Annotated in this window: 11 protein-coding genes; 10 read left to right on the top strand and 1 reads right to left on the bottom strand. The window is 69.6% G+C overall.

The genetic code is table 11. The features are described from left to right. The first annotated feature begins 417 nt into the window (after positions 1 to 417). Positions 418 to 4,134: a protein kinase domain-containing protein gene (locus tag VD972_RS22115; RefSeq protein WP_324990102.1), complete on the top strand. Its 3,717-nt coding sequence runs from the start codon at positions 418 to 420 to the stop codon at positions 4,132 to 4,134. Between the two features lie 15 nt (positions 4,135 to 4,149). Here VD972_RS22115 and VD972_RS22110 read toward each other — a convergent pair whose 3' ends face one another. Next, the gene (locus tag VD972_RS22110) at positions 4,150 to 4,569 is read right to left on the bottom strand and encodes a hypothetical protein (RefSeq protein ID WP_324990100.1); all 420 of its coding nucleotides are present in this window, start codon (positions 4,567 to 4,569) and stop codon (positions 4,150 to 4,152) included. A 191-nt stretch (positions 4,570 to 4,760) separates the two neighbouring features. On the opposite strand from VD972_RS22110, the gene VD972_RS22105 reads away from it, so the two are divergent. From VD972_RS22105 to VD972_RS22065, 9 genes are all read left to right on the top strand, one after another. Beyond that, the gene (locus VD972_RS22105; protein ID WP_324990098.1) at positions 4,761 to 5,408 is read left to right on the top strand and encodes a hypothetical protein; all 648 of its coding nucleotides are present in this window, start codon (positions 4,761 to 4,763) and stop codon (positions 5,406 to 5,408) included. Between the two features lie 35 nt (positions 5,409 to 5,443). Further along, on the top strand, positions 5,444 to 6,640 hold the full coding sequence (locus VD972_RS22100; RefSeq protein WP_324990097.1) for an acetyl-CoA C-acetyltransferase: 1,197 nt from the start codon (positions 5,444 to 5,446) through the stop codon (positions 6,638 to 6,640). Between the two features lie 27 nt (positions 6,641 to 6,667). Beyond that, a complete protein-coding gene (locus tag VD972_RS22095) occupies positions 6,668 to 6,883 on the top strand; it encodes a hypothetical protein (protein WP_324990095.1) in 216 nt (71 codons plus the stop codon). 98 nt (positions 6,884 to 6,981) lie between these two features. Further along, on the top strand, positions 6,982 to 7,179 hold the full coding sequence (locus tag VD972_RS22090; RefSeq protein WP_324990093.1) for a hypothetical protein: 198 nt from the start codon (positions 6,982 to 6,984) through the stop codon (positions 7,177 to 7,179). 168 nt (positions 7,180 to 7,347) lie between these two features. After that, positions 7,348 to 8,088, top strand: a complete 741-nt coding sequence (locus VD972_RS22085) for a DUF1751 domain-containing protein (protein WP_324990091.1) — start codon at positions 7,348 to 7,350, stop codon at positions 8,086 to 8,088. 138 nt (positions 8,089 to 8,226) lie between these two features. Then, positions 8,227 to 9,036, top strand: coding sequence for a hypothetical protein (locus VD972_RS22080; RefSeq protein WP_324990089.1), 810 nt, complete (start codon positions 8,227 to 8,229; stop codon positions 9,034 to 9,036). Positions 9,037 to 9,093: 57 nt separating this feature from the next. Continuing rightward, the gene (locus VD972_RS22075; RefSeq protein WP_324990087.1) at positions 9,094 to 10,416 is read left to right on the top strand and encodes a hypothetical protein; all 1,323 of its coding nucleotides are present in this window, start codon (positions 9,094 to 9,096) and stop codon (positions 10,414 to 10,416) included. After that, positions 10,413 to 11,753 (top strand): hypothetical protein, encoded by a 1,341-nt coding sequence (locus VD972_RS22070; protein WP_324990085.1) that lies wholly within the window; start codon positions 10,413 to 10,415, stop codon positions 11,751 to 11,753. Before VD972_RS22075 ends, VD972_RS22070 begins: the two co-directional genes overlap by 4 nt. A gap of 152 nt (positions 11,754 to 11,905) precedes the next feature. Beyond that, the coding region (locus VD972_RS22065) for a DUF2381 family protein (protein ID WP_324990083.1) at positions 11,906 to 12,695 on the top strand (790 nt) is incomplete at its 3' end.

The raw sequence follows: 12,695 nt of genomic DNA, 5'->3' as shown, positions 1-12,695 counted from the left end.
GCTCTGCGGCTCAGGCCCGCCCAGCGTGCGGATCCCCACCGTCCACGGCGCGAGACGGTAGAGTCCGCAGGGTGAGACGGGTGCGCGGCAGGCAGGCGTCGTCCCAGCGACCGGTGCGTGGGGCAGAGCTGCCGCTCCGTCTCTTGGCAGAGTGCCTTGCTGCGGAGCGGCCGCTCGACACGCCGCGTCTGACCCAGGAGGGTGGCTGGGGCGCTTGCGCCACCGTGGCGGACTCAAGGAGACTGCAGCCTGTCAAGGGGCCGGAGGTGGCGTTGCCGGCTTCTTCCTCTGACCCTACACACCAGGTAGGACTGGATCCGGCAAGGCCGCCTGAGCAGAATGTGTAGGATACTCTGAAACCGGATCCTTTCTCCCCCGACGGCCACCACCGTGCCTGCCCCTACGCCACGGCTCCCGATGAGCGACGAAGACAAGACTTCAGTCCTCGACGAGCGTAGCCGGCCCTCGAACGCGCTGATGGAGGACTCGCCCCCGACTCCCATCTCGCTTTCGAACTTCCGGCATGGGGATCGTCGCTCGCTGGAGCCCGGAACCCTCGTCCGTGGCCGCTACCGCATCGAGCGAGTGCTCGGCGAGGGAGGCATGGGGCGCATCTGGCTCGCGGAGGATCTCCAGGAGCTGCGCCAGGTGGCCCTCAAGGAGATGCAGGTCCCCGAGGGCCTGAGCCCGTCCAAGGTGGAGGAGCTGGTGCTGATGTTCCGGCACGAGTTCTTCGCGATGACGAAGCTCCAGCACCCCGGCACCCTCAAGGTCTTCGACTGCGGGATGACCGAGTCCGGCAACCGCTTCATCACCATGGAAGTCGTGGGCGGCCAGGACCTGAGCACCGTCGCGCGCGGGCAGCCGCTCGACACGCTCACCCTCTACCGCATCCTCATCCAGATGGCCCAGGTGCTGGCCTTCATCCACGCGCGCCTCTATGTCCACTGCGACATCAAGGCCAGCAACGTGCGCATCATGGAGGATGGCACGATCAAGCTGATGGACTTCGGCGTGATGCACCAGCTGGGCACGCCGAGCCCCGGCAAGCTCAAGGGCACCCTGGAGTACATGGCCCCCGAGTGGCAGCGCGGAGCCAACATCGACGGCCGCGCCGATCTGTACTCGCTGGGGGTGATGGCCTACTTCCTCGCCACGCGCCGGCTGCCCTTCAAGCGCCAGAGCCCCGCCGCGCTGCTGGCCGATCACCTCACCCGGCCCCCGCCCAAGCCCTCGACTCTCTGTCCCGTGGATCCGGCGCTGGAGGCGATCATCCTCCTGTTGCTGGCCAAGGATCCGCGAGACCGGTTCCAGAACGCGGGCGAGCTGCTGGAGGCGCTCTGCCAGGCCAGCGGGGAGCCTTTGCCCGAGGAGCCGCTGTCCGCGCGCGCCAGCTACCTCCACGTGCCCGAGGTGGTTGGCCGCGAGGCGGAGCTGGAGCAGCTCATGAACGCCCTGGCCGAGGCGGACTGGGGTCAGGCCCGCACGCTGCTCATCGGCGCGCCCGCCGGAGTGGGTAAGTCCCGGCTGCTCCAGGAGTTCGAGCTGCAGGCCAAGCTGGCGGAGATCGCCTTCGGCATGGGCCAGTGCCGCGCGGAAGGGCTCGCGCCGCTGGCTCCGCTCACCCAGGCGCTGCGCAGCCTGGCGCCGCTGACACCTCCGGAGCTGACGGAGCGCCTGGGGCCGCTGCTGGGCCGGCTGGTGCCCTCACTCGCCACGGGCTCCGTGCCGTCCTTCACGGATGCGGGCGCGGAGAAGATCGCCATCTTCGGTGCGCTCGCCGAGTGGCTCCAGGCGATCGCGCAGCGCCACACCTTCGTCCTGTGCTTCGAGGATCTCCAGTGGGCGGACTCCGCCACGCTCGAGGTCCTCAACGTCATCATCCGGGCGCTCAGCCGCACCCGCGGCATGGTGGTGGGCTCCTACCGCTCGGACGCGCTGAGCCGGTTGAGCCTCGCCTTCGAGACGGTGGATGAGGGGCTCACCTCCCGCCTGGACCTGGCGCCGCTGTCCTCCGCGCACGTGCAGACGCTGGTGCAGCTGGCGCTCCCGGGGCTCCAGGTGCCCGCCGGCTTCGTCACGCGGCTGCACTCCATCACCGAGGGCAATGCCTTCTTCGCCACCGAGTGCCTGCGCGCCCTGGTGGAGGTGGAGGCCTTGCGGCGCGTGGGCGGGCGGTGGATGGCCGACGGAGATCTGGCCACGCGCAAGCTGCCCGGGACGATCGAGGAGACCGTCCTGACGCGGCTGGCCGCGGCGCCGCCGGATCGCGTGTCGCTGCTGCGAAGGCTGGCCCCCGCGGGCCGCAGCCTGGACCTGCCCATGGTGCGCGCGCTGGCGGGCATGATCGAGGTGGATCTGTTCCAGGCGCTGGACGACATCGTCGCGCGGCAGTTCCTCCAGCTCATCGAAGGGCGCTACGTCTTCACCCACGACACCGTCCACCAGGCCATCTACGACAGCACCGCCGAGCAGATGCGCGAGGCCTACCACGGGCGCGTGGCGGAGGTGCTCCAGTCGTTCCGGCACGACAACCCGAACGTGGATCGCATGGTGGGCTACCACTTCGCCCGCTCCACCCAGCCGCGGCGCGCCATCGAGCCGCTCATGCGCGCGGGGCAGGCCGCCATCGGCTCCCAGGCGCTGCTGGACGCCACGCTCCTGCTGAAGGAGGCGGCGGAGCTGGTGGAGCAGGAGCCGCGCACGCCCGAGCGTGTGGGGCAGATCATCCGCACCTGGGGCACGCTCATCGAGGTGGGCTACGCGAGCGATCCCCCCACCACGTTGGTGTACGCCGAGAAGCTCTTCCAGTACTGGGCGGACACCGTGGATCTGGAGGCGGGCCGCCAGGAGGCGCTCGAGCAGCTGGATGCGGCGCGGACGGCTCCGGCCTCGGAGCGCGCCGAGCGGCTGCGCCAGGTCTTCCGCGAGATTCCCCTCGCCGTGGAGATGGCGCCGGTGGAGGTCTTCTGGAAGAAGGCGGAGCTGCAGATCCTCCAGGGCATCGCCATGGCCATCATGGGCCGCACGACGGACTTCCAGGCGCTGCTGGAGCGCGTGGAGGTGGAGCAGCCGGTGGACTCGCCCTACCGGGCCGGGGTGCTCCTCGCACGGGCGGCCCTCAGCTCGCACACCGGGCTCTTCGCGGGCGTGCTCAAGGCGGAGCGCGAGCAGGTGGAGCAGCTGCGCGCCTTCCGGGATGCGGTGGAGCGCCCCTCGCCCCGGCTGGCGTGGGCGCTGGGGATGGGGTGCTACTTCTTGAACATGCTCCGCGGCCTGCGTGGCGAGCCGCTCGACACGGACGCCACCCGAGACGGCTTCGAGGTGGCGGAGACGTTCGGCTTCACCGACATCCGCATCTTCCACCTGTTCACGCAGATCGTCCGCGCCTCCTTCACGGGCGACGCCGGGGCGATGGTCCCCGTGCTCACCGAGAAGCAGGAGCTCATCCGCCGCCTGGGCAACCCGCGCCTGCCCGAGCGCAACCTCGCCATCTACACGCCGCCCTACTTCCTCGAGCGAGATGAGCTCGAGCAGGTGGAGGCCGTGCTGGCCCGAGGGCAGACGCTGGCCCAGGTGCTGCCCGGAGACCTGTGGCTGCAGCTCTATGTCCAGGTGTACACGGCCTGCCGGGACGTGCTCGCCAATGACGTCCGCGCCGCGCGCGAGTCGCTGCCGAAGGCCCTGCAGATGGCGCGCTCGGGCGAGTTCCGCATGGAGACGCTGGTGCGCGTCTACCAGTCCCGCTTCGAGCGGGCCCAGGGGCGCGAGGCCGCCGCGCGCGAGGCCGCGGAGGCGGCGCTGGCCCGGGCGGTGGATCCGGCCCTGGAGAATCCCTTCGACGAGATCCTCGCCCGCCGGGCGCTGGCGCCGCTGGTGCCCATGGACGAGGGCCTGGACCACCTGGCGCGGGCGCTCGCGCTGGCGACGGAGTCCCGCAACGTGCTGCAGCTGGGGCTGGTGAACCTGTCCCTGGCGGAGCTCTGGCTCGGACGCTCGCAGGTGGAGACCTCTCGCGCGCTGGATGCGGCGGAGCAGTCCTTCGCCGCGGCGCGCGCCCCTCGCTGGCTGGCTCGCGTCACCACCCTGCGCGAGGACGTGATGCGCGAGCTTGGGCTCCGGACGGCGGGGTAGGGCGCTCGAGCCGTCTCAGGCGCCTCGGTACCGCAGGCCGAGCCGTGCCAGGTGGTGGAGCTCCAGCCGCACCGGCGCCGAGTCGTAGCTGATCACGTACACATCCACCCCCTCCGCCACGGGGAGCAGGGCCATCCCACCCAGGTGCAGGGCCTGCGCGCTGGCTTCTTCACGGAGCCGAGGGGGCTGGAGATCCTTGCCCCCTCGCTCCCGCAGCGCCTGGCGCCAGGGGGCCACGGCGCTCGTGGGCAGCGCCCCCCGCTGCTCGGTGGTGAGGAGACCCAGCCGCTCGAGGTCCTCGAGGGACAGGTGCACGGGCTCCGCGTGGTAGTCCCAGACCTGGACCTCCAGCTCCTTCTCCGCCGCGGAGGCACGGAACTCGAGCTCGCCCTTGAGGAGCAGGGAGAACTCGGCGGGTGGTGGGCGATCCGTCACGGGCGGAGGCTCCTCATGGGTGCGGGCACGAGCAGGGTGTTCATGGAGCACGTCGTGGACCTGCGAGTCTTACATGGCCTGGGCGCGAATTGCAGCCGGACGCTGAGGTAGCCTGTCTCACGTGCGACGTGGACGCAGGCAGGCCCCGTGGCTACGGTGCGAAGGATGGCCGCCACCCCCGGAGCCCGCCCATGAACGTCCTCGCCCAGCTGGCCACCGCGCTCGCGGGCCTGGGGCTCGCCGTGACGCTCCTGGCGCTCAACTTCTGGCGCGCCGTCCTCTACCTCTTCCCCGCCCGGGTCCGCGTGGAGCCCGAGGCGCCTGCCGACCAGATGAACCTGCCCTCCGAGCTCGAGCCCGTCGCCGAGCAGCTCCGCGCCCTGGGCTTCCTCCCGCTCGGGAGCCACGAGGAGAAACCGCCGCTGCGGCGCGCCACCCTCTCCTATGACTATGCACACCCGGGCGAGCGCGTGTTCGCCACGCTCCACCCGGGCTCGAATGGCGCCCCCCGCCTCTACCTCCTCACGCCGCTGGCCCCCGAGGGCTTCGTCATCACCGCCGGCTACCGCCGGCCGGCGCTGGACATTCCCGGGCGCTACCGCTCCGGAAGCCTGGAGGAGGCCTCCCCCGAGCGCCTCTTCCGCGCCCACCTCAAGCGCCTGGAAGGCCTGAGTCCCACAGGAGACTTCACCTGGGAAGGCCGGGTGGAGGCAGGGCGTTCTTGGTACCGAGGGCTCGGACAGAAGGAGATCCGCCGACAGAACCTCCCAGGGCTGTTGTGGACGGTGGCGGCGCTTGCCATCGTCGTCAGCGCCTTTCTGGGCGGGCGTGCCCGTTGAAGGGGAGGAGCGGTTTCGTTAAGGAGCCTAGGGCCATGAAGAGCGTTTCCAAGAACGAAGAGATCTATTTCCTGTCCGGCAAGCGCACCCCGTTCGGCACGTACGGTGGCGCCCTCAAGGATGTGAGCGCCACGGAGCTGGCGGTGGAGTCGGCGAAGGGGGCGCTGGCGCAGGCCAACGTCTCCCCCGAGCAGATCCAGCACGTGGTGTACGGCAACGTCGTCCAGACGAGCGCGGACGCCATCTACCTGCCTCGCCACGTAGGGCTGCGCACGGGGGTGCCGGTGCCGGTGCCGGCGCTGGGCGTCAACCGGCTGTGCGGCTCGGGCTTCCAGGCCTTCATCACCGCCGCGGAGCAGATGCTCACCGAGCAGGCCTCGTGCGTGCTGGCCGGCGGTACCGAGTCCATGAGCCAGGCGCCCCACGTCATCCGCGGCGCGCGCTGGGGCCTTCCCCTGGGCAAGGGCGGCCTGGAGGACATGCTGTGGAGCGCGCTCACGGACAGCTACACCGGTCAGGCCATGGCGCTGACGGCCGAGCAGCTCGCGGTGGACTACCAGCTCTCCCAGGAGGTGGTGGACGAGTACGCGGTGCTCACGCAGAAGCGCTTCGCCGCGGCCCAGGAGGCGGGCCGCTTCCAGGAGGAGATCTCCCCCGTCACCCTCAAGGGGAAGAAGGGCGACACGGTGTTCGCCAAGGACGAGCACAACCGCCCGGACACCACGGTGGAGGGGCTGCGCAAGCTTCCGAAGGTCTTCAAGAAGGACGGCGTGGTGCACGCGGGCGCGGCCAGCGGCATCTGCGACGGTGCCGGCTCCATGGTGATGGCCACCCGCTCCTTCGTGGAGAAGCACGGGCTGAAGCCCCTGGCCCGGCTGGTGAACTGGGGCGTCTCCGGGTGTGATCCGAAGGTGATGGGCATTGGCCCGGCGCCCGCCATCCGCCGGCTGCTGGAGCGCGCCGAGTGCAAGCTGGGCGACGTGGAGCTCTTCGAGGTGAATGAGGCCTTCGCGCCGCAGTACCTGGCCGTCGAGAAGGAGCTGGGGCTGCCACGCGATCGCACCAACGTCAACGGCGGCGCCATCGCCGTGGGCCACCCGCTCGGGGCCTCGGGCGCGCGCATCACCATGACCCTCATTTATGAACTGAAGCGCCGGGGTGCTCGCTATGGTATCGGGTCGGCGTGCATCGGCGGTGGCCAGGGGATCGCGGTCCTGGTCGAAGCGCTCTGAGCAACGGACTTCCAAACGGGACGTGAGATGAGCAACGAGTTGGACGCGAAGACGGCTCGCGAGCGGGCCAAGCAGATCGCCGAACAGCGCCGGGCGGAGCGTCGCAACCGCAAGCGCAAGTGTGTGGTGTGTGGGGTGGAGGAGAGCGATAAGACTCCGCTGGGCCCACACCCGGATGGCATCGGGCCTTCGTGCAAGGACGAGGTCTCCTGCCAGCAGCGCCGCGCGGCTGCGGCCCGCTGAAGCAGGGGCTCTGCCCGCGAAAATCCGCGCCCTTTCTTGCTGGACGTGCGGACTCGGGGTAAACCTGCGGAATCTCTGGTTTTCAACGAGGGTCGGTGATGGCTGTTGTCAACTTCACGGGAGTCAGGGTGTTCTCCACCACGCTCGCGCGTGATCGCGAGAACATGGGCGAGAACATCACCAAGTGGCTCAAGGAGAATTCCAACTTGGACATTGTGGACAAGGTGGTGACGCAGTCGTCGGACAAGGAGTTCCACTGTCTGACCATCACGCTGTTCTACCGTCCGAAGTCCTGAGTCGGCCGGCAGGCTGACAGGCAGGCGACACTTGGAGGGCGCTCTTCCCGGAGAGGGGAGGGGCGCCTTTCCGCATTTGGGACGACCACTGGCTGACGAAGTGGTTGCGAAGTGGCGGGTCTTCCACCACCTTTGGACGGCTCGAAGAGGAAGTCTGGAGGCGTGCGGATGCGACCAGTGCGTGGCAGCAGATTCGGCGGGGGGTTTGGGGGCGGCTTCCCTGGCCTGGAGTCCATGTCAGCCAAGCTCGCCATGGGGCTGGTGGCAGGCTCGGTGCTGTACCTGCTGACTCGCGGCGCGGGGGGCGGGCTGCTCCAGCTCACCCCCGGCTTTCTGGGGAGCTTCCTCTGGCAGCCGTTCACCTACGCCTTCATCGCGGACCACCCCATCAGCATCATCTTCGGCGCGATCATCATCTGGTCCATCGGAGGGTGGCTGGAGGGGGTGTGGGGCCCGAGGCGGCTGCTCCTGGTGGCGGTGGGGTGTACGGCCCTTGCGGGCTTCCTCACGGCCTTGGCGGCCTTCGTGCTGCCCATTGTGAGGGCCCAGTACGACGGTGGCACGGTCATGACGACCATCCTGTGGGTGTCCTACGGGATGACCATTGGGCGTGGGCAGACGAACTTCTGGGGCATTCCCTTGTCGGGCAATGCCTTCGCGGGCATCGGCGCGGGCTTCGTGGCGCTCTCCGTTCTCACCAGTGGGAGCAATCCGGTGGAAGGACTGCTGATCCAGCTCCCGGACGTGCTGGGCCTGTTCATCACGTTCGTCTACCTGAAGGGAGCGAGCCCGCGGCGGCTGTGGCTGCAGGTGCAGCACTGGCGCCTGCAGCGCCAGCTTCGGGGCCGGGCTCGCAACCTGCGTGTCGTCTCCTCGGAGCGGCCGAGCGACGACCAGTACCTCAACTGAATGAGATCCGCGCCGCCGGAACTGCGCTCCCCAAGCCAACGCGGCAGGTGAGAGCACAGCAAGGAACGTGGAGCGTCATCGCCGTTGGGTGAGGCGCTGCCGTAGCGTGAAGCCCTCTTTTCAGCTGGGGGGCTTCTCATGGGTAAGTGTCTGGCCGCTGCCCTGCTGCGCTGCGGGCGGAGACGTGGGCTGCTCTTGCTGAGTGTGGCGCTGCTGGTGAGTGGGTGCGCCAGTGGGGGTGGACCGCGCGGCCTGGCAGGCACCTACAGCCAGCGGACGGCGGTGGGGGGAGAGGGGCGCGCGGGCGAGTCAGTGCCCTGGCTGGAGCTGCCGGGCGACGCGGGCCCCGAGAGCGAGGTGCCCTCGCTGCTCCTCATGCATTCCGTGCTCCCGTGGGACGTCAACCTGGCGCGGGTGCTGGCGCCGAGGAGGGCCCGGCAGAAAGCGGCGAGTGGCGAGCCGAGCTCTCCGGCGCGCCTCCGTGTGCCACCCGGGTGGCCGGAGCAGGCCACCGGCGATGAGGAGCTGCTGGCGCCCTTCCTGGCCTGCGGCTCCGTGGCGGACTTCCTCGCGTTGCAGCGCGGGGTGGACATGGCTCGGGTGGTGGAGCGGCTGAGGGACTGGAGCGCGGTGCGGCTGGGCGCGCTGGGGCCGCTGGTGGACGGGCGGGCCTCGCAGGTGCTCACCGGCAAGAGGGCCTCCTTCCTGGTGCGCGCCATGGAGGACTACGGCGCCTATGCGGAGGTGTTCGCCCTCTTCATCGCCCACACGGCGTTTGATGACGAGCTGAGCCAGCTGCTGGGGGTGCTGGCGCGGGACAAGCAGCTGGGCCAGACGTTGGGGCACATGGAGGCGGTGCGCCAGGAGCTGGAGCAGCGGGGCCTGAAGCTGACGGAGTACGTGGAGCGAGACGAGCAGGCGGGGGATGTGCTGCGGGGCCTGGGGTAAGCGGCCCGAGACGCGCTCAACAGCATTCCGGCGAGGGATGGGGCGCGCTACCTGAAGATGTCCACGCAGCGCCTGCACCTGCCCCCGGCCTACCAACACGCGCTGGACGAGGTGGAGCGGGCGCAGATGCGCGCGCACTACTCGGCCGGGAACACGGCGCTGGGCAGCTTCGACCAGCTGACGTTCGGGGTGCCGCTGGGCTTCTACCACCTGGCGGCGGGGACGGCGCACGGGGTGCAGGTGCTGAGGCAGGGGCAGTACGAGCAGGCCACGCGCTCGCTGGCGCCCGCGGCGCTCCTGGTGGCGGTGTACGCCGGAGGCAAGGGCGCACGAGTGCGGCTCCCCGTGCCGGAGCTGCGGCTGGAGGCGCTCCAGCAGATGGCGTGGCAGTTGGCGGAGCGGCTGGGAGGGGAGGGGCTGGGGGCGGTTGCGCGATACGTGCGCGCCAGCCGGGAGTCCGCGGTCTTCGTAGGGGCAGGGGGTGAGCCTGCCGCCGTGGCGTTGTACGAGGCGCGAGGCAGCGTGCCCAAGGCGCAGGCGTGGTTGTCCAAGGCCCAGGGCGAGCGGACGGGGGCAGCCGGACAGAGAACTGCTGCCGGGAAGGGGCTGGGCGGGCTGAGCTCGCTGGTGGATGAGGTAACAGGCCACACGCGGGAGGTGGTGGAGGCCAAGCTGCGCCAGGCGGAGCTGGAGGCGCTGGGCCCACGCCTGCCCGGGGACGCGGCGCTGATCAAGAGGCTGAACACCACGCTCGACACGCCGCCGCCAGGAGTGCCGGAAGGGTACACGCTGTGGAGCGAGTACGTCACCTACCGGCAGCGGCGGCTGGCGGAGCTGGAGCAGGGCCGTGCGGTGGAGGGGCCCTTGCGGTGGGAGGCGTATGAGCGGATGCGGGGGGCGTTCGCCCGGGGGCTGGCCTTCGAGCGCGTCATGGTGGCCCTGCTGCGCGCCGACGCAGTCCTGCCCCTGGCGCAGCGCCAGTGGCTCCAGGGCTTCAGCCAGCCACGCATTGAGACACACGTAGGCGTGTCCAAGCCGGGCGTCCCCGGCATCCGCTTCGCGGATGTGCTCATCATCGAAGAGTTGCCGCCCGCCGGACAGCCGCCCCGCGTGGAGACCTTCAGCTTCAAGAGCCGCAACCTCGCGCCGTTCGATGGAGATGCCTTGACGGAGCAACTCAAGATGGATGCGAGCGCTGCTCAGGACTATTACGGCGGCCCGGTGGACATTCTGCGGCCCTCCCTGAAGCGCCGCGTGCAGGTGCAGCGGGTCCGTCTTGTCTATGAGGGCGGCGCACTCATGCCGGAGCCGAGCAGGCTGAAGGCCTCGATGAACCGCGTCAAGAAGGATATCAAGGGAGTGGAGGTCTTGTTTCAATGAAGCTGCTGAGGATGCGGGACTTGAACCTGGAGGACACGCTTGCCCTCTCGTTTGAGGGGACCTTCGATCCGGATATTGAACTCGAGCCCGCGTTGGAGCCCTTTCTCCAGGCGCTCGAGGAGTACGCGGGCGAGTGGATGCCGAACATTGCCAAGGGCAAGCGGCGACGCAATTACTCGCGCGCGGCTGTTTGGAAGGCTCTAGAAGAGCGCCGCGCTGAGTGGGGTTCAGTTATCGGTCTCCATCGCCCCACTGGGCCCGCTGTATCGCTGACGCTCGATCTGGGGCTGATACACAGCCCCTGCGCATTGAGAGTCGACCTCGATGTGCAGCCGCTCACATTCTTCACGGACGAAGAGCGTTGCCGCAGGCTCGTGGAGCTGGTCCGTGCTTGGGCCACCCACTACCCAGTGTCCTACGCTTCAGCAAGCAGCGAGGCGGACCTGCAGTTGGCGGACTATCCCACGTTCGGACGCGACGACGAGACCTTCTATCAAAATGGCTTCGACAAGGTCTACGAGGTGTTCTGGCTCAACGTCTTTGGCCCGGAGGTGGTGAAGACGGTGGGCCGCGAGCGCATGCTGTCCACGCCAGCTCACCGGGTGGAGGAACTGCCCAATGGCTCCGTGCTGCTGGTGACGTGGCCCACCGCCGCGGACTTCACCCGCGAGGAGGCACGGCAGGCGCAGGCCCGCGCGCTCGTTCACCTGCGCCCAGAGCTCGACTTCCACACGGTGCTGCGCACCCTCCATGAGCGCAACGCCACCCTCGCCCCCGTGGAGCCCCGCTTCCATCCGGACGTGGCGCCCTTGCTGTCTCGCCTGGTGGACACCGTCGCCATCAGCAAGCGGCAGCGAAGGATTGCGGAGCTGAATGCCTACCAGCCTCCGGAGCCGGACGAGTGGCTGCCCGCGAACGCGGCGCTGCCCTCGGACGTGCCGGACACCCAGGCCGCGCTGGAGCACTACTCCCTGCTGGCTGAGTACCTCGTGGCGTTGCTGCATACCGAGGTGCCTTCCGTCTTCGAGCAGACCCCCGAGTCGCTCACCGACGTGGACTACCAGTTCTGGCACGACAGATTCCCGGAAATCTTCGAGCGGCACAACGTCGACGCGCGGGCGGTGCCGGCCGTGGGCGCCTACCTGGGGCAGGTGCTCGTCCGCCGCCTGGGGGGGCAGTGGATCCCTCGCAAGAAGCTGGAAGAGGTGCAGGTGCGCGTCGGCCAGCGTGTCTGGCTGCCGTTCCTGCGCGCTTACAAGTACATGCGCACGCGCCAATCGCTGCTGGACTGCTCTCTCTCCCAGCTGTACCGCGAGGCCGAGCGGCACAGGGGCTGAGGGAGCGCTTCTGGTAGACACGGCACGCGGCGCAAAACGGCGCGCGACGGGGCATGGACGTGGTCGCCCCGCGCGTCGTGGGCGCCTGACTTCAACGCGCGCGCCTTCTCTCGTCTGCTACTCTGGGAGCCTACCTGGGAGGTTCCCCCGCCTTGCTCCGACCCTTCGCCCCACCATTCGCGCTCGCCTCCCTGATGGTAGGCCTCACCGCTTTGGCACAGGCCGCGCCCTCAGGGCGCTCCGCTCCTCGCGCTATCCTGCTCACGGGCAAGGTTGGCGAGTCGCCGTTGATCTCCGTGGCGCCAGGCACCTTCACGCTGATCATCCTCGACGCGCCGCTCGTGCGTGAGTCCATCGAGGTGGAGGGCCGCGCCCGTTTCGCTGTGGTGGACGTGGGGGTTCGAACCGTCACGCTCTCGCCCACCGCAGCGCTCGGGCCCGCCGAACGGCTCGCGCTGCGAGTCACCTACCGCGAGGGGTTCCCCTCGAGCGTCGTGTTCCTGCTCACCGGGCAGCCGGGGGCGGTGGATGACGTGGTGAACGTCAGTCGCCCGCAGCAGACCGTGGAGGCGTGCCGCGTGGAACTGTCCGCCTCACGCGAGCGGTGCGCAGCGCAGAGCAAGGAGCTGGAGGAGTTGAAGGCACGGCCCCCAGCGCTGAGCCCGGCCGCCGTGGCGCTCGCGGGGTTCGTGGACGACGACGGCATGAGGGGGAAGGACTTCCTGCCAGAGTGCCGCACCGTGCGCGGCGAGCTTCGCCTCGTAGAGTGCAAGGGGCTCGGGGGGAAAACGTGGTCCGTGGTCGTCCTGGAAGTGAGCAACACCGGGGGGGAGCCGTGGGTGCCCGCGTGGGCCGAGGTGACGCCCGCAGCAGGCGGGGAGCCGCGCCGCGCTCGCGCGGTGCTCACCGGACAGGCACCCCTCCCCCCGAGGGGCTCGGTGA

This window comes from Hyalangium sp., assembly GCF_035629615.1.
Classification (GTDB): Bacteria; Myxococcota; Myxococcia; order Myxococcales; family Myxococcaceae; genus Hyalangium.
The sequence above is the reverse complement of the archived record's forward strand: the minus strand, read 5'-3'. Positions and strand labels throughout refer to the sequence as shown.